At 66.7% G+C, this 20243-nt stretch carries 24 protein-coding genes; all 24 read left to right on the top strand.

What is annotated here, in order from left to right; all coding sequences use genetic code 11:
• Window positions 1–68: 68 nt before the first annotated feature.
• The gene (locus KAK11_RS15410; RefSeq protein ID WP_210810114.1) at window positions 69–1715 is read left to right on the top strand and encodes a Mu transposase C-terminal domain-containing protein; all 1647 of its coding nucleotides are present in this window, start codon (window positions 69–71) and stop codon (window positions 1713–1715) included.
• Window positions 1715–2737 (top strand): AAA family ATPase, encoded by a 1023-nt coding sequence (locus KAK11_RS15405; RefSeq protein ID WP_210810113.1) that lies wholly within the window; start codon window positions 1715–1717, stop codon window positions 2735–2737. Before KAK11_RS15410 ends, KAK11_RS15405 begins: the two co-directional genes overlap by 1 nt.
• Window positions 2734–2937, top strand: coding sequence for a hypothetical protein (locus tag KAK11_RS15400; RefSeq protein WP_210810112.1), 204 nt, complete (start codon window positions 2734–2736; stop codon window positions 2935–2937). The genes KAK11_RS15405 and KAK11_RS15400 overlap by 4 nt, the downstream gene beginning before the upstream one ends.
• Complete coding sequence (locus KAK11_RS15395) at window positions 2924–3160, top strand: hypothetical protein (RefSeq protein ID WP_210810111.1); 237 nt, start codon at window positions 2924–2926, stop codon at window positions 3158–3160. The genes KAK11_RS15400 and KAK11_RS15395 overlap by 14 nt, the downstream gene beginning before the upstream one ends.
• Window positions 3151–3882 (top strand): HI_1489 N-terminal domain-containing protein, encoded by a 732-nt coding sequence (locus KAK11_RS15390; RefSeq protein WP_210810109.1) that lies wholly within the window; start codon window positions 3151–3153, stop codon window positions 3880–3882. The genes KAK11_RS15395 and KAK11_RS15390 overlap by 10 nt, the downstream gene beginning before the upstream one ends.
• Window positions 3875–4498, top strand: a complete 624-nt coding sequence (locus tag KAK11_RS15385) for a DUF3164 family protein (RefSeq protein WP_210810108.1) — start codon at window positions 3875–3877, stop codon at window positions 4496–4498. Before KAK11_RS15390 ends, KAK11_RS15385 begins: the two co-directional genes overlap by 8 nt.
• A 135-nt stretch (window positions 4499–4633) precedes the next feature.
• The gene (locus tag KAK11_RS15380) at window positions 4634–4912 is read left to right on the top strand and encodes a hypothetical protein (protein WP_210810106.1); all 279 of its coding nucleotides are present in this window, start codon (window positions 4634–4636) and stop codon (window positions 4910–4912) included.
• A complete protein-coding gene (locus tag KAK11_RS15375) occupies window positions 4912–5412 on the top strand; it encodes a regulatory protein GemA (RefSeq protein ID WP_210810105.1) in 501 nt (166 codons plus the stop codon). Before KAK11_RS15380 ends, KAK11_RS15375 begins: the two co-directional genes overlap by 1 nt.
• Window positions 5413–5438: 26 nt before the next feature.
• Window positions 5439–5945 carry a hypothetical protein gene (locus KAK11_RS15370; RefSeq protein WP_210810104.1) on the top strand — a complete coding sequence of 169 codons (507 nt, stop codon included), beginning with the start codon at window positions 5439–5441 and terminating at the stop codon, window positions 5943–5945.
• Window positions 5946–6140: 195 nt separating this feature from the next.
• A complete protein-coding gene (locus tag KAK11_RS15365) occupies window positions 6141–7361 on the top strand; it encodes a hypothetical protein (RefSeq protein WP_210810103.1) in 1221 nt (406 codons plus the stop codon).
• A gap of 41 nt (window positions 7362–7402) precedes the next feature.
• Window positions 7403–7777 (top strand): DUF2190 domain-containing protein, encoded by a 375-nt coding sequence (locus KAK11_RS15360; protein WP_210810101.1) that lies wholly within the window; start codon window positions 7403–7405, stop codon window positions 7775–7777.
• A 42-nt stretch (window positions 7778–7819) separates the two neighbouring features.
• A complete protein-coding gene (locus KAK11_RS15355) occupies window positions 7820–8788 on the top strand; it encodes a major capsid protein (RefSeq protein ID WP_210810100.1) in 969 nt (322 codons plus the stop codon).
• A gap of 93 nt (window positions 8789–8881) precedes the next feature.
• Complete coding sequence (locus KAK11_RS15350) at window positions 8882–9403, top strand: hypothetical protein (protein ID WP_210810099.1); 522 nt, start codon at window positions 8882–8884, stop codon at window positions 9401–9403.
• Window positions 9396–9704, top strand: a complete 309-nt coding sequence (locus KAK11_RS15345) for a hypothetical protein (RefSeq protein WP_210810098.1) — start codon at window positions 9396–9398, stop codon at window positions 9702–9704. Before KAK11_RS15350 ends, KAK11_RS15345 begins: the two co-directional genes overlap by 8 nt.
• A gap of 6 nt (window positions 9705–9710) precedes the next feature.
• The gene (locus KAK11_RS15340; protein ID WP_210810096.1) at window positions 9711–12185 is read left to right on the top strand and encodes a phage head spike fiber domain-containing protein; all 2475 of its coding nucleotides are present in this window, start codon (window positions 9711–9713) and stop codon (window positions 12183–12185) included.
• Window positions 12186–12247: 62 nt separating this feature from the next.
• Window positions 12248–14062 (top strand): hypothetical protein, encoded by a 1815-nt coding sequence (locus KAK11_RS15335; protein WP_210810095.1) that lies wholly within the window; start codon window positions 12248–12250, stop codon window positions 14060–14062.
• Between the two features lie 14 nt (window positions 14063–14076).
• Complete coding sequence (locus tag KAK11_RS15330; RefSeq protein ID WP_210810094.1) at window positions 14077–14667, top strand: phage protein Gp36 family protein; 591 nt, start codon at window positions 14077–14079, stop codon at window positions 14665–14667.
• On the top strand, window positions 14667–15107 hold the full coding sequence (locus KAK11_RS15325; protein WP_210810093.1) for a phage virion morphogenesis protein: 441 nt from the start codon (window positions 14667–14669) through the stop codon (window positions 15105–15107). The genes KAK11_RS15330 and KAK11_RS15325 overlap by 1 nt, the downstream gene beginning before the upstream one ends.
• Window positions 15104–15700: a hypothetical protein gene (locus KAK11_RS15320; protein ID WP_210810091.1), complete on the top strand. Its 597-nt coding sequence runs from the start codon at window positions 15104–15106 to the stop codon at window positions 15698–15700. The genes KAK11_RS15325 and KAK11_RS15320 overlap by 4 nt, the downstream gene beginning before the upstream one ends.
• Before the next feature lie 21 nt (window positions 15701–15721).
• Entirely contained in the window at window positions 15722–15958 is a 237-nt protein-coding gene (locus KAK11_RS15315) for a hypothetical protein (protein ID WP_210810090.1), read from the top strand.
• 48 nt (window positions 15959–16006) lie between these two features.
• Complete coding sequence (locus KAK11_RS15310; protein ID WP_210810089.1) at window positions 16007–17506, top strand: phage tail protein; 1500 nt, start codon at window positions 16007–16009, stop codon at window positions 17504–17506.
• Window positions 17507–17545: 39 nt separating this feature from the next.
• Window positions 17546–17908: a hypothetical protein gene (locus KAK11_RS15305; RefSeq protein ID WP_210810088.1), complete on the top strand. Its 363-nt coding sequence runs from the start codon at window positions 17546–17548 to the stop codon at window positions 17906–17908.
• Between the two features lie 168 nt (window positions 17909–18076).
• On the top strand, window positions 18077–18703 hold the full coding sequence (locus tag KAK11_RS15300) for a hypothetical protein (protein WP_210810087.1): 627 nt from the start codon (window positions 18077–18079) through the stop codon (window positions 18701–18703).
• Window positions 18696–20243, top strand: a 1548-nt coding sequence (locus KAK11_RS15295) for a phage tail tape measure protein (RefSeq protein ID WP_210810086.1), incomplete at its 3' end; no start/stop codon positions are given. The genes KAK11_RS15300 and KAK11_RS15295, both read left to right, overlap by 8 nt.

The following is a 20243-nucleotide window of genomic DNA, read 5'->3' as shown; positions in this document are numbered from 1 at the left end:
CCCCCAACACACACACAACACCTGCCATGGGCGCCCTACTCAAACTCGTCAACGCAAACGTCCGTCATATGAGCGACCTGCCCGCCGCACTGACTGCGGACCCATGGGCCGCCGCCACAGAGGACAAGCGCCGCACCGCCGAGCTGCGCGCCGCCATCGTGGCCCCGCTGGCCAAGATGGTGGAAACCGGCGTGAGCCAGAACAACGCCGTGCGCCTGTTCCTGGCCCGCGCCGAGGGCGGCCTGCTCGACCCCAACACCGCCCACGTGCTGAAGGCCCTGGGGGCTGACGGCTCAGAGAGCACCCTCAAGCGCTACCTGCGCGCCTACATCAGCGGCGGCAAGGCCGCGCTGCTGCCCGCCCACACCGGCCGCGTGCGCAAGGACTACGGCTGGGAAGCGCGGGCCGTGGCCATCTACAACCAACCCAGCAAGCCCGGCTTTGCCGACGTGGCCTGGCGCCTGCGCCAAGAGGGGCACCCCGAGGCCACAGAGAGCCGCGTGAAGCGCTACCTGAAGGCCCTGCCCGCCACCTTGGGCGAGAACAGCCCCGCCCGCATTGGCAAGCACCTGCACAAGCTGACACGCCAGGGCTACCAGCGCCGCAACCTGGACGAAGTGCTGGTGGGCGAAATCTTGGCCGGTGACGGCCACACCGTGGACTGCTACGTGGCCCACCCCAACACCGGCAAGCCCTTCCGGCCTGAGCTGACCGCCTTCATCGACATCAAGAGCAAGTACGTGGCGGGCTGGTACTTCACCGAGAGTGAGTCGGGCCTCTCCACCATGTTTGCCCTGAGCCACGCCATGGTCAGCAACGACCACGTGCCCGCATGGCTCTACATCGACCGAGGCGCTGGCTACCGCAACAAGATGCTGACGGATGAAGCCACGGGCTGGTACAGCAAGTTCAGCATTGCCGTCATCGGTGCGCTGCCCGGCAACCCGCACGGCAAGGGCTGGATCGAGCGGTGGTTCCGCACCGCCCGCGACAAGCACGACAAGTTCTTTGCTGATGGCTTGGTCTATTGCGGCGACGACATGGCGCCCGAGATCAACCGCCGCCTGAGCGCCGAGCTGGCCAGCGGCAAGCGCACATTGCCCAGCTTTGCGCAGTACGTGGAGAGCTTCCGCGCCTTCCTCGACCAGTACCACAACGAGCCCATGGACAGCCTGGGCGGGCGCACCCCGGCCCAGGTGTGGGCAGAGCTGGTGCCCGTGCCCCTGGGGGTGGACGCTGGCGCAGTGATGCGCCCCAGCAAAGAGGCCACCGTGCAGCGGCAGACCGTGCGTATCCACAACCGCTTTTACTTCCACGAGGCCCTGGCCTTGTACGACGGCAAGAAGCTGGTGGTGGAGTACGACATCCACAACGACAAAACCGTGTGGGTGCAAGACACCAAGGGCCGCTTGGTGTGCGAAGCCCGCCTGGTCAACACCATCGGCGTGCTGCCAACAAGCCGCATTGAAGAGCAGCGCGACAAGCGCCTGCAGGGCCAGCTCAAGCGCCTGGAGCGCCACTACGAAGAGGCCCAGGCCCGCCGTGCGGACGCCATCACCACCGCCGACCAGGTCGCGGCCATTGAAGACCTGGAGCGCGCCGCGCTGCCCCCCGCCGAGCCCACCAACACCACAACCGCCACGCCTAAGCCCGCGCTGCCCAACAGCGGCGCGAATGTGATCGATATCGACGTCCTGTCCTGGAGGAATGACTGATGAGCAACCCCGCCGATAACCCCGTCCAAATCGCTGTTGCGGGCACCGACCTTGTGTGCCCGGCCCCGAGCTTCTACTCGGAGCAAGACCGCGCCGCCGCCAAAGAGATCATCGCCTGGCTGCAAGCCCGCGACCTGCCGCGCAGCTGGCTGGCCAAGAAGACCAAGATCAGCAGCAGCACCGTGAGCCAGGTGCTGAACCAGAAGTACCCCAGCAGCCCCAGCAGCTACTTGGCCGAGATGCTGGCCATCGTGCACCTGGAGGCCGAGCGCCTGGGCGACGGCACGCCGGGCTATGTGAAGGGCAGCGTGCACAAGCTGGTTTTTGTGGTGTGCGACCGCACCCGCAAGCACGCCAACTTTGGCGTGGTGTGTGGCCGCGTGGGCGTGGGCAAGACCCGCACGCTCAAAGAGTACTGGCGCGAGAAGCCCCAGACCCTGCTGATCGAGAGCAACCCCCGCATGACAGCCAAGAGCCTGCTGCTGGAGCTGCACGGCCAGTTGGGCATCCCCACCGCCATCAGCGTTGACCAAATGTTCAACAACGTGGTGAAGGCGCTCAAGGACACTCACTACTTGCTGATCGTTGACGAGGCCGAGAGCCTGAACGACACCGCGCTGCACTACGTGCGCCGCATCCGCGACAAAGCCGAAATCGGCACCGTGCTGGTGGGCACCGAGAAGCTGATGCAGCTGCTCAAGCCCGAGACCGGCCAGTTTGACCAGATTCGCAGCCGCGTGAGCATGTGGCCCGAAACCGTGAAGTGCATCACCCGCGATGACGCCGACGCCATGGCCACCGAAGCCCTGGCCGAGTTTGGCGACGTGCCCGACGACGTGCTGGACACCCTGTGGGCCTATTGCGCCGGCAGCGCCCGCATGCTGATGGAAAGCCTTGTGCCCGCCATCAAGGACTACGGCAGCGGCAAGGCCCTGAGCGCCCAGCTTGTGGAGGCCGTAGCCACCAAGGTGCTCTTCATGCGCCCCCTGAGCCAAGCCGCCAAAGCCGGGAGGGCCGCATGAACACCGCCCCACAAGCCACCCCCCGCCGCGTGCTGCTGCAGGTGCGCACCGTTGACAACCGCCGCTTTGAGGTGGAGATGACCGTGCCCACCACCTTTGACGCCTACGACGCCGCCATCGAGCGCTGGGGCGCCAACAACCTGGCCCGCGTGGAAGTGCAGCCCTTGCAGGCCAAGGAGGCAGACCATGCGCAAGCCTGACGACCGCACCTGCTGCGACGGCCTGTGCGAGAAGGGCGGCCACTGCCCCGCCATCAGCGGCCAGCATGTGATGCGCCTGCAACGGCCCTTTGCCCCTGGCGTGATCGACGGCCCCTACACCGCCCGCACCGGCCGGCGCTGGCCCCGCGAGCTGCGCCGCAACACCCGCCGCTTGGCGCGTGCCCTGTGGCGCTACCTGAAGGGGGCTACGCCATGGCTGTGACGAACACAAGCGCCGAGCTGGTGAACGTGTGCCCCGCCTGCGGTGCTGAAGAGAGCCTGGACGGCCTGCTGGGCCGCATGATCGACGACGCCGACACCCGCCGCCTGATCGCCGATGTGCTGACCACCAGCCTGCCCCTGGGCGGCGACGTGGTGCGCTACCTGCGCTTGCACAAGCCGGCCAAGCAGCGCCTGCGCATGAGCCGCGTGGCCGCCCTGCTGGCCGAGCTGGTGCCCGACATCAAGCGCGGTGCCATCACCCGCAAGGGGCGCGACTGGCAGGCCGGGCACGAGACCTGGCGCATGGCCCTGGCCGCAGTGCACGAGGCCAAAGACAAAGGCACCTTGCAACTGCCCCTTGACGGCAACGCCTACCTATACGAAGTGATCGTGCGCATGGTGGACCGCCATGAGCGCGACGCCGAAGGCCGCGCCGAGGCCGAGCGCCAAAACCGCCGCGCTGCTGGCTGGCGCGACCCAGGCGCCACCAGCGTGGCCCAAGTGGTGGCCCAGGCGGTGACCCAGGCGGCAGTGCTGGGCGGCAAGCTGCCTGCGGCCGCACCGCTGCCGCTGACCCAACCCCCACCACCGGCCTACACCGGCCCCAGCCGCGCCGCGCTGAAGCTGCGCGCCGAGATTGAAGCCACCCTTGCCCAGCGCCAGGGCGGCACTACAGAGCAACCTGCAACCACCACCGCTGAAGGAGCGAACAACCATGAGTGAAACAACCCCCCGCACCGTGCCCGCTGGCTACTGGGAAGACGGCAACGGCAACCTGATCCCGGCCGACAAGGTCAAGCCCGTAGACAAGGCCCGCGACAAGACCGTGCGCAAGCTCATCAAGGCCGCCCGCGAGCTGGAAGTGACGCTGGGCCAGTTCAAGCTGCTGGCCATGGGCGAGGTGGAAGACTTTGTGACCGCCAGCGCCGCCGAGCATGGTGTGACATGGGGCGGCAAGAAGGGCAACATCAGCCTGACCAGCTTCGACGCCCGCTTCAAGGTTGAGCGCGCCATGCAAGACCAGCTCATGTTCGACGAGCGCCTGCAAGTGGCCAAGCAGATCATCGACGAGTGCGTGCACGCCTGGAGCAAGGGCGCGAACAAGAACATCCAGGCCCTGGTGCAGCAGGCATTCCAGGTCGACAAGGCCGGCAACATCAGCACCGCCCGCGTGCTGGGCCTGCGCAGCTTGAAGATCGAAGACGAGCAGTGGCAGCGCGCGATGAACCTCATCAGCGACGCCTGCAAGGCCGTGAGCACCACCGCATACATCCGCTTCTACGAACGCGACGACAACGGCAAGTACCAGCCCATTGCGCTGAGCTTGGCTGCCGTCTAACCCCTCGACTCCCTGGCCTGTTACGAGGCCCCTTTCACCCCCGCGCAAGTAATGGCGGGGGCTTTTTCAAACGCTCAGCAAAGCCCCTGTGAAGAGCGTTTGAGCAAGCCTTGCAAACACCCGGAGAACAAGCAAATGAACATGAAGAGCTACCGCCTGTACATCGAGCTGCCAGACGGCCAAGGGCGGCACCACCTGGGCACCTTGCCCGCCACCAACCGGGCCGAGCTGGAGGTGTGCATGATGTCTTGCGTGAGCCTGTTGTGCGGGCTGCAGAACAGCACCGCCAGGCCCATGTTCACCCTGCACGAGAAGAGCCCCTTCGGCTACACCAGCACCCTGGCCGTGCTGACGAGCCACACCCAAGACTGGGGCACTGAAAGCGGCGAGCCCTTCACCGTGGAGGCCCTGTGATGAGCGCCCGCCCCCAGGCCGTCGTCATCGACGACACCACCCACGCGGACGACCCCGCCTACGCTATCGAGGTGAAGCTGATCCACATCGGGCGTGGCGTGCTGGGCCTGGCTGAAGACCAATACCGCGCCGTGCTGGAGGGCGTGACAGGCAAGAGCAGCGCCAAGCAGATGACCCCGGCCGAGCGCCAAGCCGTGCTGGCCCGCTTCAAGGCCATGGGCTTTGCGCCCAAGCCCCGCGCTAATGCCAAGCCTGCGGTGCACACCATCCGCGAGGCCCAGCACCGCAAGCTGCGCGCCATGTGGTACGCCCTGGCCGCTGTGAACGCCGTGGGCCACCCGCCCAACGCCGAGGCCTGCAACGCCGCCATAGAGGCCTGGGCGCTGCGCCAGGTCAAAGGCCTGGAGAGCATGGCCACCATCACCGGCTACCAGATGGCCGAGCTGATCGAAGGCATGAAAGCCTGGGGCCAGCGCGTGGGCGCGCAGGTCAACGGCTGATTGAGCAAGCAGGAACCACCGCACCCATGGCCCGCCCCAAGCGCCCCGCCCCCCAGTGCTTGAACACGCACCTGCTGCCGCCGCAGCTGCGCCTGCTCATCCGCGTGATGGGTGAAGGCCCGGCCCTGGAGCTGGCCGCCCAGCGGGGCGGCACGCAGCTCACGGTGCCCGTGCGGGTGCGGCGCGACCATTGGCTGTATGACGTGGTGGGCCACAGCGCCTTTGCCGCCCTGGTGGCCGAGTGCGCGGGCATCACCCTTGAGCTGCCCAAGTACGACAAGGTGCTGCAGCAATACCGGCACCAGCGCGTGCACGCCCTGGCTCGGGAGGGCTGGACGCAAGGCGAGATTGCTGTAGAGACCAACTACACCCGCCGCCATGTGATCACCATCTGCCAAGCCGAGGCCGAAGCCGCCGCCGCCGGCCAGATGGACATCTTCCGCGACTGGCTCGACAAAGAAGACGCCGAGCCCGAAACCAGCGCCGAAGGCACGCCCACCGCCCACAACCCCTTCGGATTGGCAAAACGCTAGGCTTGCCTGCAAGCCTGACCATGTTTTAGAGCCGTTTAACGGCCCCAACAAGGCCTGCTGTCCGGTTTTCCGCTGTCTGTGGACAGGCGGGGTCGAAAAAATGGCTTAAACAGGCCTTCGGGGTTCAGCCCCCATCCCAACGCTGTGAAGCGTTTCACACTGCCCCCAGCGGGCAGCGGTGGGCACAGTGGCGGCATGCCACACAAGCACCCCACACCCAAGCCACCGGCCCATGCCGCCGCCCATGCCTTCAAAGGCCTGGCCGATTGGATCGAGGTCTTCAAAGCCGGTGCCCACACCGACAGCAAAGGCACCGAGTGCGCCTTCAGCACCGCTGACCTGGATCAGATGGTCGCAAACGTGGCCCTGGGCAAGCCCCCCGCCGTGATTGGCCACCCCAAGCACGACGCCCCGGCCTACGGCTGGGCCACGCTCAAGCGCGACGGCGAGAGCTTGTTTGCCAAGTTCGACGACGTGAACCCCAGCTTTGAAGCGGGCGTGGCGCAGGGTGCCTATCGCAACCGCAGCGTGGCCGTGGTCAAAGACAAGCAGCACGGCTGGCGCGTGCGCCACATCGGCTGGCTGGGCGCCGCCCCGCCGGCCATTGACGGCCTGAAGCCCGTGCAGTTCAGCGCGGCTGAGGACGCCGAGGCGCACGAGTTTGCAAGCGGCGACGACGAGCGCATCACCGGCTGGGCGCTTGATGACATTGCCGCCACCCTGCGCGCCATGCGTGAAGCAACCATTGCCGACAAAGGCCTGGAAGAGGCCGACCGCCTGCTGCCCGAGTGGCGCATCAGCAGCGTGAGCACCGCCGCAGCCCAGCTGCGCGAGCTGGCCAGCAAAGAGGCCACAGAAGACGCACCACCCCGCCCCATGTTCACCGCCCCCACCCCTGGAGAAGACCACACCATGAGCCTCACCCCCGCAGACCTGGAGCGCGCCGCCCAAGAGGCCGCCGCCAAAGCCAAGGCCGAAGCCGCCGCCGAATTTGCCGCGCAAGCCGAAGAGCTGAAGAAGCTCAAGAGCGAGCGCCAAGGCGAGCGCATCAAGCTGCAGATCACCGGCTGGAAGGCCGAGGGCAAGCTGCTGCCCGCGCAAGAAGCCGGCCTGGCCGAGTTCATGGCCGCCATTGAAGACGGCGGCTTTGAGCTGACCTTTGCAGCGCCGGGCACCGACACCCCAGCCAAGAAGCCGGCCGCCGAGTTCTTTGCCGAGTTCATGGGGCGCTTGGCGCCGCAGATCAAGCTGGGCAAGCAAGAGGACGGCGGCGACCCCGCGCCCGGCCAAGGAAACAAGACCGACGCCGAGGTGGCCGCAGAAGCCCGCCAGTTCCAGGCCGCTGAAGCGGCCAAGGGCCACACGATCAGCATCGGCCAGGCCATCGACCACGTCACCCAACGCGCTGCCAAGTAAGCGGCGCTGCCCCCAAACCCCGGTCAACACAGGAGCGCAACGTGCCTTCCATCCTTCGCAAAAACTACGACGCCTCGGCTGTCGTCCCCCCGTACCGCGCTGTCAAGTTCGACACCGCCAAGCTGGCCGTGGTTCTGGCCACCGCCGCCGCAGACAAGGTGATCGGTGGCTCCGGCCGCTTGGGCGCCAGCGTGGCTGGCGACCGCATCGAAGTCACCCGCTTGGGCTTTGAAGAGTTCGAGTTGGGCGGCACCGTAACCGCCGGCGACCCGCTGGTGGCAGACGCCAACGGCCGATTGGTGGTGGCGGCCCCGGCCGCTGGCGCCAATGTCTGGTCTATCGGCCAGGCTGAAACGGCCGGTGTGAGCGGCGACATCATCAAAGTGCTCGTCAGCCCCATGCGCATCCAGGGCTAAGGCCCAGGCAGCACCGCTTCAACAAACTACTAGGAGCCCTCTGTGAGCAGCAACACCAGCCCCATGCAAGTGCAACCGCGCTTGACCCAAATCGCCCTGGCCATCAAGCCCGAGGGCATGATCGCCGACGCCGTGCTGCCCCGCGTGCAGACAGACGGCGAGAAGTTCGTCTACACCAAGTTCAACACCTCCGAGGTGTTCACCATCCCCGACACCAAGGTCGGCCGCACCAGCGAGCCTAACCAGGTCGAGTTTGGTAGCGTCGATGTGACGGCCGCCACCGAAGACCACGCGCTGGACGACTTGGTGCCCAACAAGGATGTGGACAACGCCAAGAACAGCAACAGCGGCGCCAACCCGCTGGACATCGCGGCCGAGAACACCACGGTCTTGTTGGAGATGGCACGCGAGCAGCGCGTGGCCAACCTGGTGTTCAACCTGAACACCTACAGCTCCAGCCTGCGCGAGACCCTCTCCGGCGTCGGCCAGTGGTCGGACTACACCAACAGCAACCCCGTCGCCGCCATCCTGGCCGCCATGGACAAGATGCTGGTGCGCCCCACCGACATCGTGTTTGGCCAGGCAACCTGGACGGCCTTCCGCCAGCACCCCAAGGTGGTGGCCGCTGTGCTGAACATGACGGGCGGCCAAGGCGGCTTGGCCGCAAGTGGCTACGCCACCCGCGAGGCCGTAGCCGCGCTGCTGGAGCTGCGCCGCGTGCACGTGGGCCAGGCCTTTGCCAACACGGCCAACAAGGGCCAAACGGCCAGCTACAGCCGTTTGTGGGGCAAGCACTGCGCGCTGCTCAAGATCGAGACCGCCGTGCGCAACACCCGCAGCCCGATGCCCACCTTCGGCTTCACAGCACAGTGGGGCAGCCGTATCGCGGGCACCATCGACGCGCCGACCAAGGGCGTGCGTGGCAGCCAGATTGTGCGCGTGGGTGAGCAAGTCATCGAGCTGGTGACCATGCAAGAGGCGGGCTACTACTTCCAGAACGCCGTCGCCTAAGCAAGCCTTGGGGCGCCACCGCGCCCCCCGGCCACGGCCCACCTGGTGCCGTGGCCACCGCCCCCACACAGCCAACACCTACCGGAGCCCGCCATGGCAAAAGCCAAGCCCCAAAGCCCACGCACCACCCCCGCCGCGCAAGAGCAGGGGCAAGACCAACAAGACACCAATGCTCAGGGAACGACCGCCGCGCAAGGCGACGCGGCCACCGATAACGCCGCGCCCGAGAGCGGCGGGCAATCCTCAGGCGGCACGGGCGCCGAGCTCGCCGGCGAAGGCGCAGCGAGCGACCAGGTCGGCAACGACCCGAACACCGACGTGGTGATCTTGGGCGCCGGCCCAGCCGCCGCCGCGTCCGCAGCACTGGCCACTGTGGCCCAAGTGCTGGCCGCAACAGAGCAAGCCGCACCCGCCGCCCCAGAAGGCCCCGTGCGGGACGAGCAAGGCCGCCTGGAATACGAAGTGGTGAGCCCGCTCAACAACGGCAAGCGCCACGAGATTGGCGACCGCGTTTGGCTGAGCGATGAAGACGCTGGGCCGCTGCTGGGCCACACCGTCAAGCCCTACACGCCCGAAGCCGCTGCCGATGAAGACGAGGGCGCAGCCCATGCCTAACTTCAGCCTGTGGCGCACCGGCTTTGGTTTGACGGCATCCACGGCCGCCGCCGTCACCGCGCTGCCCGCCAACCCCACCCGGGCCACCGAGATGATGGTCTACAACCCCGGCCCCTCCGTGGTGCGCCTGGTCGTTGGCCGCAGCGACCTGGCCGTGGCCACGGCCACGGGTGACGCCCGCGCCATGCCCATCTTGCCCGGCGAGAAGGGCTCTTGGCACATCGGCGACGCCACGCACTACAGCGCGCAAGTGGCCAGCGGCACGCAAGAGATCGAGTGCTACTTTGGGGTGGGGGAGTAAGCCGCTATGACGCTGCGTGTGGCGGGTGGGCCGGTGCGGGGGCGGAGGATTCGTAGAGGCATCGGCGACCCCTACGGCCGCGTGTTCCTGGCCGACGCCGCCACCGGCCTGCTGGCCTCTGGCTTCACCTACACGCGCAGCGGCCCTGACTTGTGGTGCCCGCAAGCTGACGGCTCGATGTCCAGCTTTGCGGCCAATGTGATCCCGCGAGAGTGGGCCAATGGGCGCTGGGGGTTTCGGTTTGACCCGAGCTTTACCCAGCTTTGGCCTGATCCGCGCGATATGTCTCTGCGCAGCAAGGTCGGCTTTAACAATGTCGTGCCGTCCGCGCTTGGGCCAGACCGGCTCACTCAGTCATGGTCGCTCACAGAGGACACCAGCGCAGGCGCTCACAACCTGAGCACAAACCCGGCCTACACCGCATCTGTTGCGCACACGGTCAGCGTGGTGGCCAAGGAGCGGGCCGGCAGCGCAAAGCGTTATTTACTGCTTGTGCAGACCTCGACGGGGTTCGGCACAAACCTGTTTGCGTGCTTTGATCTGGCCAACGGTGCAAGCGTTGCCTCTGCCGGTGTCATTGCAAACACCGAGCCTCTCGCTGACGGCTATTGGCGCTGCAACATGGTGTCAACGCCAACCTCTACCGTCACCAGCAACACCCAGGTTCGACTGTCCAACACGTTCGCGGCTGCGACGGCCAACTACACAGGGGACGGCGCATCTGGGCTTGACGTTTGGCTTACCAATGTCACCAATGCGGGCTACTCGGTCCCACTTGCGGCCGGCGCAGCAACTATCGGTGCCGCCAACTGCACAGCACTCCTTTCGTCGCTCGGCACGCCGCTGGGGTCCGAGTACACGGCGGGGGTTGACTACACCACATTGACAACTGCCGCCGACAAGGTGGTCATGGGCCTGTCCTCTGGCGCCTTTGCAAACAGCATCTACGTCATTCCGCGCAACTTCTCGGCGGCTCAGAGTTTCTCGATGTTGTCAGGCGGCACGCCGCAGCTTGAGGGAATGTCCACAAATGCGGCGGGCGTTGGCGAGCGTCAGCGTGCTGTTTTGCGCGCTAAGGCAAACGACAGCAGAGCCGCCGTCAATGGCATCTTGGCGCCGCAGGATGCTGCGTGTGCTCTGCCTGTTGGCCTGACAAACATTCGACTTGCAGGCGCGCCATGGGGCGGCCCGGCAAATGACTTCTCTGGCCATGTCCACGGCCTCTGGCTGGTGCCATCGAAGCCACTCACGGACACCCAGGTTCAAGACCTCAGCCGGCTCTCGCTGGCTGATGTTGGAGCCGTCAGCCTGCTGGAAAGCCGCACGCGGTACATGCGCCCAGGCCTAGCCTTCAACCGCGCCGCCGAGGTCTACGAGCCGCAGGCTGACGGCTCGATGGTGGCCTACTCGGGCTCGCAAGTGCCATGGGGCACCACCGGTGTGCGGCTTGATCCGGGCTGGGTGAACTACGCCACGAATAGCACCAATCCTGCCGCAGTGGACTGGATTAAAAACCAAGCTGCTGTGGTTGCTGTCGCAGCGCCCAGCCCCCTTGGTGTTGGGGCGGCCTACAAACTTGTTGGAAACGCTACGCTGACAGGCCATGCAGTGCAGACGGCGGTAATCTCCGCGACTTCCGGGCAAGCATATAGCGCTGTATGGCTTGTTAAGCCGGCCGAGCTAACGCAAATCGGTGTTGCATTTACCGGAGCTGGTGCCGTTGACCGGGGGGCAATTGTTGACCTCAGCACGCGTGCAATTGTTGGGCAGATTGGGCCAGGCCTGACTCCGGTGGTGACTGCATTGGCTGACGGGTGGGTGATGGTTTCGCTGAGCGAGACAGCGCCAGGTGCGGGCGGATATTCAGCGCGCCTATATCTTGCTAAAGGCGCGGCTACAGCATTCGTGTCCGATGGTGTTGAGGGTGTGCTGCTTGCCGGGGCAAACCATACAAACACCGCCTACCCGGTCCCGTTCACCGTGGCGCAGGGCTCGGCTGTGACGGTGCCCAATTTCAGCCTCTCCGCTCTGCTGTCCGACATGGGCATCACCCTCGGTGCTGAGTACGCGATTGGCATGGAGTATGAGGTTATCTACCGGGTGCCAAACCAGTACCCTCCTGTTGCTCAGTTGCGAGTCGGCGCTGCTGGTGGGTCCAATGTTTCTACAGGCTTCTTTGTTCATCCCAACGGGTCACAGTTTGCCCTGGTGCGGAACACGACAGACATTTACCTCCAGCAGTCTGGTGGCACAGGCGCGGCCAAGTCTGTTCTTCGCGTGAGGGATGCGGCCTTCCGCGCGGCCTCTAACGGCGTGCTGGCGACAGCCGGAACAGCGGGCACCCAGCCGCCAGGAATCACAGCAGTTCAGATTGGCCGCGACGGCACCGGAGGCGCAGGGTCAATGTTCATCAAGAGCGTTTGGATCGTCCCCACATCCGGTCTTTCAGACGCTCAGCTCCAGGCCCTCTCCACCCTGTGACCCCCACGCTGTGAAGCGTTTCACACTCCCCCGCTAGCCCCATGCCCGGCACAGTGCCGGGCATGGCTGGCATCTTTGACATCACACTCACCGACCCCGAGGGCAACGTACTGCCCGCGCGGGCTTTGGCACTTGTGCGGCCAGATGGCACCCCGGTGCCGCTCTTTGCCAGCCTGACTGCCACGGAGCCGCTGGCCAGCAATGTGGTGACGACGGACCCGCGCGGCCAGGCGCTGGCGTTTTGCAGCGGCACTGTGGAGGTGCGAGACGCCATCACCGGGGCCGTGCTGCGCAGCGCGGTGGAGGTGTTGCCCTACACCGCACCCGAGGCCATGCCGGTCTCGGTGGAGCAGGCCAAGGCCCTGAAGAAGGTGGTGGGCTTGCCCCCCGGCGGGCTGCGCAGCGTGATCTTTGCCAGCAGCACCGGCCAGCGCGTGCACTGCGTGCTGGGGGCCGATGTGGTGATCAGCAATGGCGTGGCCACTTTCACCACCGGGCTGAACCATATGGCGCACACCGGCCACCGCGTGAGCGTGGGCCTGAAGAACCCCACCACGGCGGCTGAAGAGTGGCGCGTCACCGGCCCCATCACCCGCACCGGCACGCGCACCTTCACCATGCCCGCGCCGGGCCGGCCCAATGCCACCTTTAGCACTGATGTGCGCTTCTTGGGCTTTCACGCCGCGCCCAGCTGGTGGCGGGCGTGCAACCAAGCCCTGGGCGGCGCGCTGCGCCTCGTGGCCAACTTTGCGATGGGCGGTGAAAACACGGCCCGCAAGCTGCAGTACTACCAAGAGATTGACGCCCTGGCGCCCGAGCTGGTGATCGGCGAGTGGGGCCTGGGCAATGATGTGCTGGGCAACGACACGGCCGGGTCTGAGGCGCGCATGAAGGAGATGATCCGGCACTTCACGGCCCAGGGCATTTGGGTGCTGGTGATCCTGCCGCCTGCGGTGCCCACGCTCACACCCACGCAGATGAGCAACGCGCTGCCGGTGAACCGCTGGCTTTTTGAAGAGCGCATGCGCAACGCCCGCCTGCTGCTTGTTGACGAGTTCCCGCTTACCGTTAACCCCGCCACGGGCATGGGCGACCCCAAGTGGTTTGCTGACCCAACGAACGTCCACAGCAACCACTGCGCCAGCCGCAAGAAGGGCGAGGCCTGCGCCAACGCGCTGCGCCCGCTGCTGGGCGGCGGCCTGCCAGACTGGCGCGCCGCCAGCGTGCATGACCGCCTGAGCGCCAGCGCCACCAGCCGCCAGCTGGTGCAGGGCTTCTGGACGACTGACGGCCTGGTGGCCCCCGCCAGCACGGGCAACAAGGCCACCGGCTTGGTGGACCCAGGCATTGGCTTTATCGGCACCACGGGCAGCGCAGGGCGCAGCATGGTGTGCAGCCTGGTGCCCCGCGCAGACGGCCGGGGCTATGTGCAGCGCATGGTCATCACGGGCGCTGCGGGCGACGGCTGGCAGGTGCAGTACGAGGGCTTCGGCAGCTGGCAGCTCAAGACGCTGCTGCAAGCCCGACTAGCTGACGGCCTGCCCTTTGAAGCCGCCGCAGGCCTGCGGGTGGAGCAAAGCGCGCCGGGCGTGCTGGGCGGCTATGAGCACTTCATCGAGGCCACCGTGGACGGCGTGGCCGCACGGCTGACGGCGCACATTGCGCAAGACCAAAACGTGGCCGAGCCCGCGCCCTTTGAGCTTGTGCTGGACGACCAGCCCGCGCTGTTTGAGCCCTTTGTGCTGCCCCCTGGTGCGGCCTGCACGCAGGCGAGCTTCACCATCAAGCTGCAGCTGGCTGCGGCCGGCACCGTCACGCTGGAGTGGAGCCTGCTGACCTTGCGCCAGCTGCCCCCGCCGGTGCTGAACGTGGTGTAAGGACGGAGCGCAACATGCCCCTCATCGTTGACCCCAACGCCACCCCCGGCAGCGCCCCCGCAGTTGGCCCCTATGCCACCGCCCAGCGCTACTTGCAGCGCTATGGCACCACCGAGGCCACGCAGCTGCTGGCCGATGAAGACCGGCTGCTCACTGAAGCCCTGCTCAAAGACGCTTTAAACGTGGTGCAAGGCACCGGCACCTGGGGCGGCAACCCCACCGGCCCGGAGCAAGCAGCCGCAATGAACGCCGTGGAGCGGCTGCAGCGCCAGTTGACAGTGAGCACCAACCTGATCGACGGCTACATTGCCAAGCGTGTGGCGCTGCCCCTGGCCCCGGCCACCACCGCCGCCACCACGCTGGAGGACTGCTGCTTGGCCCTGGCCCGCTGCGGCTTGGCTGATGACGCCGACAACGCGACCGAGCGCATGGACGCATGCTGCAAGCTGTGGCGCGCCTGGCTGGTGGACGTGGCCAACGGCCGCGTGGAGCTGGTGGCAGGCCCCGCCGCGCAAGAGCCCAGCCAGCCCACCACCACCGGCCGCAGTGTGCGCAGCGGCCAAGCGGCGAGCGGGTTCGACTGGACCCGCTTTGGGGGCTTGTGATGGCAGGCGTTGTCTACCGCTTTGACAACGGCCCGGTGCTGCGCCACATGGGGCGCTTGGCGCTGCTGGGGCGCCAGCACTTTGCCGCCGCGCGGCGCGAGATCGGCGAGACGATGCTGGCCAACGTGCAAGACGCCCTGCACGAGCAAAAGCTGTTTGATGGCCAGCCCATGCCCCAGAGCAAGGCCGCCATTGCCCGCAAGGGCAAGACGCTGATCGCCAAGGGCCACTTGCGCGACAGCTATGTTTATCAGCTCACGGCAGACGGCGTGGAGGTGGGCTCTAACCGCGTGTATGCGGCCATCCACCACTTCGGCGGCAAAGCGGGGCGCGGCCTGCGCGTGACGCTGCCCGCCCGCCCCGTGCTGGGCATGACAGAGGCCACAGAACGCCAGATTGGCGACTACCTGGTGGCCGAGATCAGAAAGGCGCAAGCATGAGCGTGGAGCTGCTGCAAGCCACCGTCGAGCACTTGCGCGCCGGCTTCACCCCACGCCAGGTGGCCGAGGTGCGCGAGTACGCGGGCGAGTTCAGCGCGGCGGAGATCGAGCGCGTGGGCTTCAACTGCCCGGCCGTCTTCGTCACCTGCCTAGGCTGGCGCAAAGCCAAAGAGCCCCAGCGCTTGAGCGGGCGGCGCGTGCGCCTGGTGAGCATGGCCGCCTTTGTTGTGACCAAGAACAGCAAGAGCCGCGAGGCCCGCATGTCTGAGTGCATGGCCCTGGCCGACCAGGTGGGCCTGCTGCTGGAGGCCTGGCAGCCCACCGACGCCCCCACCATGGCCCTGGCCCCGCTGAACGACGAGGCCGATGCCGAGAACCTCTATGGCCCGGCGCTGGACAAGCACGGCCTGGCGCTGTGGATGCTGCGCTGGCAGCAAGAGGCAAAGCCCCTTGTCGCGCCCGGCGCGCTGTTTGACCTGCGCACGGTGCACATCACCGACCTAACCCGCTGGCAAGGCACCACCCCCGAGGCGCCCGTGCCACCCAACCCCAACCCCTTGCAAGTGCAAGAGGACGTGCAGTTCCCCCGCTAAGCCAAACCCTTGGAGCCCACCATGAACGCCAAAGCCAAAACCGCCCCCGCCGCAGTGCAAGAGCAGGGCACCAGCAGCCCCGCAGCCGCGCCCCAACTGCCCGCCCTGGGCGAGCAAGTGACGGTGCAGGACCCGACCGGCGCGCTGATGAACCTGGAGACCGGCCAGCGCTTTGCGGCCGGTGAGCCCACCCCCCAGCGCGTGACCGCCCACACCCTGCAGCGCCTGCAAGACGGCTGCTTGGTGCTGGTGGCTTAAAGCCGCTGCAAACCCCGTTTAAAGACCCCCAGAAGGAGCCCACACACCATGGCTATCCCGAACATCATCAGCCTGCAATGGCTGCTGCCCTTTGTGGCACAGAAGAACGACTTCAGCCGCGCTATCCGTGGCCTGCGCGGCATGCCGCGCCGCCTGCTGCTTGTCGGGATGAAGGCGGGCTCCGGCATCGCCGGGCTCGGCACGATCATCAACATCAACAGCCAAGAGCAGGCCGACCTCCAATTTGGCTCCCGCAGCATGCTGGCCCATATGTGGCGGGCGGCCAAAGCCAACGCGGGCCAGGGCTTGCCGATTGATTGCATTGCAGTCGCGCTCAACGCGGGCACGACAGCTCCAGCCGTTGGCAAGTTCACATTCCAGAACGCCAAGACCCCCGGCGCCGCCTTCACGGTGCCCGGCACCACAGTGGTCTATGTGGGCCACACCCGCTATGCAGTGAGCTATGGCACCACGGACACGCCCGTGACGCTGGCCGCCAAGGTGGTGGCCGCAATCAACGCCGACCCCACACGAATCGTCACCGCCGCCGTGGGCACACCCGCCAACGATGTGACCATCACCATGGTCTGGGACGGCGAGACGGGCAACAGCCTGAGTCTGCGCGAAGGCTATTACCCTGAAGAGCGCTTGACAGACGAGCTGAACGTGACCTGGACAAACCCCACGGGCGGCACCGGCTTGCCCAGCATGAGCGGCATCTCCGCCGCCCTGGTGGGCTACCGGGCCACCGAGATCGTTTGCCCCTTCTCTGACGCTGAGTCCATGCGCGTGTTTGAGCTGGAGATGGACACCCGCTGGCAGGCGCAGAACATGCAAGACGGCCAGGTCATCACCGCCGTGCGCGGCAACGAGGCGGCCCTGAGCGCCTGGCTCAATGGGCGCAACAGCCCGCATGTGCACTGCATCACGACCCGGCAAGACTTGACCCCGCCTTGGCTGACCGCCGCGATGGCCGGCGCCGCCATCGAAAGCTTGGCCGCTATCGACCCGACGCTGCCCGTGACAGGCGTCAAGCTGGCGGGCTACCTCGGCCCGATCAACACCAGCCGCATGAGTGACGATGAGGCCAACGCGCTGCTGCAGCTAGGCGGCATGCCCCTGCAAGTGGCGACGGACGGCACGGGCTACCTGCGCCGCGCGGTGACGACATACACGATGACGCTCAACGGCGCGGCAGACCGCAGCATGGCCGAGCTGGCGTGGATCAAGACAATGTCTTACTACCGCTGGTTCCACGTCACCGAGTTCCAGATCAAGTATCAGGGCTTCAAGCTGGCGCAGTACTTGGATGAGCCGATCCCGGGCCAGAAGATCATGACCAAGGACTTGGCGCAGGAGATCATGATCGGGCTCTACAAGGTGCTGTGCGATGCCGGCATCTGCCAAAACCCGAGCTACTACCAAGACACCTTGGTGATTGAGATCGACGCCCCCAATGGGCGCTTGAAGATCGTGGACGAGCCGGTGATCGTGACACAGCACTACGGCACCGAGATCACCAGCTACGTGGTGGCGGGCCAGGTCTAAGCACCGCGCCGCGACTAAACACATTCAAGGAGATTTGAGATGAACCAGCTTCTTCACTTTGACCAGGTGGTGGCGCGAGGCATTGGCCTGAACACCGTGGACGGCAGCGTGGTGGGCAGCGGCTTTGCGGGCTACGAGAACACCGCCGTGCCCAGCAGCCTGGGCGACGACTTCAGCAAGCGCGCCCGTATCCCGCGCAGCCTGCGCATGCAGGTGCAGTTTGGCCCGGAGATGAGCCCCGACGACTTGCGCAGCATCCGCGACGAGCAGATCACCGCCCGAGATAGCCAAAGCGGCCGCCGCGTGCTGATGACGCGCTGCACCTTCGCAAGCATGGGCGACCTGGGCGCAGGCCCCGTGGACGTGACCTTTTTGGTGCTGTCTGAGCCGCAATGGCTTTGAGCGTTTGAGTTTGGCAAGGTAGGCAAGGCAAGCGCCGCAGGGGCGCTTTTAGCAGGGGCCGGGGTGCAAACCTTGGCCCCTTTTTTGTGCCTGCTCGGCTGCCCCAAGGGTGGGCTGTGAACCACTTCACAGGGGCCTGCGTGCCCCCCGGCGAAGAAGATGCGGGGCATGGATGCACACACACAAACCCCGCCAAGCCTTGACCTCTACACCCTGGAGCTAAAGCACGGCCTGCCCGCCACCACGCACGGCGGCAAGGCCATCAAATACCGCCTGGTGCGCCTGCGTGACACCAACGTGGGCGACGAGCGCTGGGCCTGCCGCCAAGCAGAGCGGGTGGTCACCGTGGGTGGCGTGCCCAAGCTGCTGGTGAGTGAAGAGGACTTCAAGCACGCACTCACGGTGCGGCACATCGAGTGCTTCGAGTGTGACGGCGTGCGCATTGGGCAAGACATCATCGACTTGCCGCTGATCGACAAGCTCAGCAGCTATGACCTGGGGTTGATTGAGAAACGGGTGTTCCTGCTGACCCTGGCCGCCGAGGTGCGCAACGGCCTGATGAGCCAGGCAGACTTTGACGCCATCGTGGCGGGCACCAGCAGCAAGGGCAAAGAAGCCCCACAGCCCCTGGGCCAGGCTGAGGGAGTGGGACGGGTTCCTGCTGCGGCTCAGCCTGGCCCTGAGCTGCTCGCCGACTACGCTGGAGGGCCTGCCAACGGCGCGGCTGCGGGCCATGGCGGCGGAGCTGCAGCGCCTCAAGAGCAAGCCCTGACCGCCGGGGCAGGCCATGCGTGATCTAAAGCTGCGCTACGTCATCCAGCTTCTGAGCAACCTGGAGACCCAGAGCGGCAAAGACGCCAAGGCGATGGTCGAGGCGCAGCAGCGCGTGCAAAAGGCCCTGAGCGACACCGAGGGCAAAGTGGGCCGCCTTGAAAAGGTGCTGCTGCGCGTGGCCGGTGCGGGCACCGCCAGCGCTGAGCGCCAGGCCATGGTGCTGGCCCGCCTGGCCGTGCGCTATGACCAAGTGGCCAGCGCCGCCGAGCGCTATGCCAAAGCCGCCGCCAAGGCTGCGCCGCAAGTGATGGCCGGGGGCGCGGCCGGGGCCTATGCCGTGGGCGCCATGACCCAGCGGCCGATGGATTACTCCACCCGCCTGGCGCAGATGTCAAACACCGCCTTCGCGCAGCGCGACGTGGCCGGGCGCATCTACGGCAAGCAAACGCTGGACGCCGCCATCCGCGCGGCTGTGCGCGTGGGCGGCGGCAGCCGCGACAGCGCCGCCGAGGCCCTGGACGCGCTGATCGCCAGCGGCACCATGAGCCCACAGCAAGCCATCACGCTGCTGCCACGCCTGATGAAGGGCAGCACCGCCAGCGGCGCCACGCCCACAGAGCTGGGCATGATCGGCGTGCGCAGCGCTCAGAGCTTCCGCATCCCCATGGAGCAGATGGACCAGGTGCTCAATGAGGCCATGGCCGCAGGCCAAGCCGGTGGCTTTGAGCTGCGCGACATGGCCAAGTGGCTGCCTCAAACCATGGCCGCTGCGGGCACTGCGGGCATGGGCGGCATGGGGGACTTCCGCAGGCTGCTCGCCAGCATGCAGGCCGGAGTGACGACGGCGGGCACCAAGGACGAGGCCGGAAACAACCTAGTGAACCTGCTGGCCAAGATCAACAGCCGCGACACCGCCAACGACTTCAGCAAGCAAGGCATCGACCTCACCGGCCGTTTGGCCAAGGCTCGGGGCCAGGGCGTGAACGCGCTGGACGCCTTTGTTGACCTGGTCGACGAGGTCGCCAGCCGCGACAAGGCCTTTGTCGAAGCCAAGCGCAAGCTGGCCGCAGCGGGCACGGCGGGCGAGAAGGCCGACGCCGCCAACTCGGTGCTGCAGCTGCTGCAGGGCAAGGCCGTGGGGCAGGTGATCCAGGACCGCCAAGCCCTGATGGCCCTGGTGGCCGAGCTGGGCCAGCGCGACTACATCAAGAGCGTGATGCAGCGCAGCCGCGCAGACACCGGCGCCATCAACACCGCCTTTGGCGTGATGAGCCAAGAGACAGGCTTCGCTAAGCAGCAGGCCGCCAACGAGCTGGCCTTTGCGCAAGACACCGCCTTCAAGGCCGTGGAGCCGGTGTTCAAAGGCATCTTTGAGAGCGGCTCTGAAGTGGCCCGCATGTTCCCCAACCTGGCCGCCGCCACGGTGGGCCTGACGGGCGCCTTCGCCACCGCCGCTGCCGCCTTGGGCGGCGGGGCAGTGGGCGGCCTGCTGGCCGGGCGCGGGGCCGCAGCGGCGGCCGGCGCCGCAGCCGGCGCGGGCGCTGGTGCCGCTGGGGCGAGC

The organism is Ideonella paludis, assembly GCF_018069865.1.
Lineage (GTDB): Bacteria > Pseudomonadota > Gammaproteobacteria > Burkholderiales > Burkholderiaceae_C > Ideonella > Ideonella paludis.
This window is presented reverse-complemented; position numbering and strand designations above follow the sequence as displayed.

Bases quoted from the DNA above. Each gene is read 5' to 3' on its own strand.
- KAK11_RS15410 (WP_210810114.1), top strand. From the start codon at position 69: ATGAGCGACCTGCCCGCCGCACTGACTGCGGACCCATGGGCCGCCGCC.
- KAK11_RS15405 (WP_210810113.1), top strand. From the start codon at position 1,715: ATGAGCAACCCCGCCGATAACCCCGTCCAAATCGCTGTTGCGGGCACC.
- KAK11_RS15400 (WP_210810112.1), top strand. From the start codon at position 2,734: ATGAACACCGCCCCACAAGCCACCCCCCGCCGCGTGCTGCTGCAGGTG.
- KAK11_RS15395 (WP_210810111.1), top strand. From the start codon at position 2,924: ATGCGCAAGCCTGACGACCGCACCTGCTGCGACGGCCTGTGCGAGAAG.
- KAK11_RS15390 (WP_210810109.1), top strand. From the start codon at position 3,151: ATGGCTGTGACGAACACAAGCGCCGAGCTGGTGAACGTGTGCCCCGCC.
- KAK11_RS15385 (WP_210810108.1), top strand. From the start codon at position 3,875: ATGAGTGAAACAACCCCCCGCACCGTGCCCGCTGGCTACTGGGAAGAC.
- KAK11_RS15380 (WP_210810106.1), top strand. From the start codon at position 4,634: ATGAACATGAAGAGCTACCGCCTGTACATCGAGCTGCCAGACGGCCAA.
- KAK11_RS15375 (WP_210810105.1), top strand. From the start codon at position 4,912: ATGAGCGCCCGCCCCCAGGCCGTCGTCATCGACGACACCACCCACGCG.
- KAK11_RS15370 (WP_210810104.1), top strand. From the start codon at position 5,439: ATGGCCCGCCCCAAGCGCCCCGCCCCCCAGTGCTTGAACACGCACCTG.
- KAK11_RS15365 (WP_210810103.1), top strand. From the start codon at position 6,141: ATGCCACACAAGCACCCCACACCCAAGCCACCGGCCCATGCCGCCGCC.
- KAK11_RS15350 (WP_210810099.1), top strand. From the start codon at position 8,882: ATGGCAAAAGCCAAGCCCCAAAGCCCACGCACCACCCCCGCCGCGCAA.
- KAK11_RS15345 (WP_210810098.1), top strand. From the start codon at position 9,396: ATGCCTAACTTCAGCCTGTGGCGCACCGGCTTTGGTTTGACGGCATCC.
- KAK11_RS15340 (WP_210810096.1), top strand. From the start codon at position 9,711: ATGACGCTGCGTGTGGCGGGTGGGCCGGTGCGGGGGCGGAGGATTCGT.
- KAK11_RS15335 (WP_210810095.1), top strand. From the start codon at position 12,248: ATGGCTGGCATCTTTGACATCACACTCACCGACCCCGAGGGCAACGTA.
- KAK11_RS15330 (WP_210810094.1), top strand. From the start codon at position 14,077: ATGCCCCTCATCGTTGACCCCAACGCCACCCCCGGCAGCGCCCCCGCA.
- KAK11_RS15325 (WP_210810093.1), top strand. From the start codon at position 14,667: ATGGCAGGCGTTGTCTACCGCTTTGACAACGGCCCGGTGCTGCGCCAC.
- KAK11_RS15320 (WP_210810091.1), top strand. From the start codon at position 15,104: ATGAGCGTGGAGCTGCTGCAAGCCACCGTCGAGCACTTGCGCGCCGGC.
- KAK11_RS15315 (WP_210810090.1), top strand. From the start codon at position 15,722: ATGAACGCCAAAGCCAAAACCGCCCCCGCCGCAGTGCAAGAGCAGGGC.
- KAK11_RS15310 (WP_210810089.1), top strand. From the start codon at position 16,007: ATGGCTATCCCGAACATCATCAGCCTGCAATGGCTGCTGCCCTTTGTG.
- KAK11_RS15305 (WP_210810088.1), top strand. From the start codon at position 17,546: ATGAACCAGCTTCTTCACTTTGACCAGGTGGTGGCGCGAGGCATTGGC.
- KAK11_RS15300 (WP_210810087.1), top strand. From the start codon at position 18,077: ATGGATGCACACACACAAACCCCGCCAAGCCTTGACCTCTACACCCTG.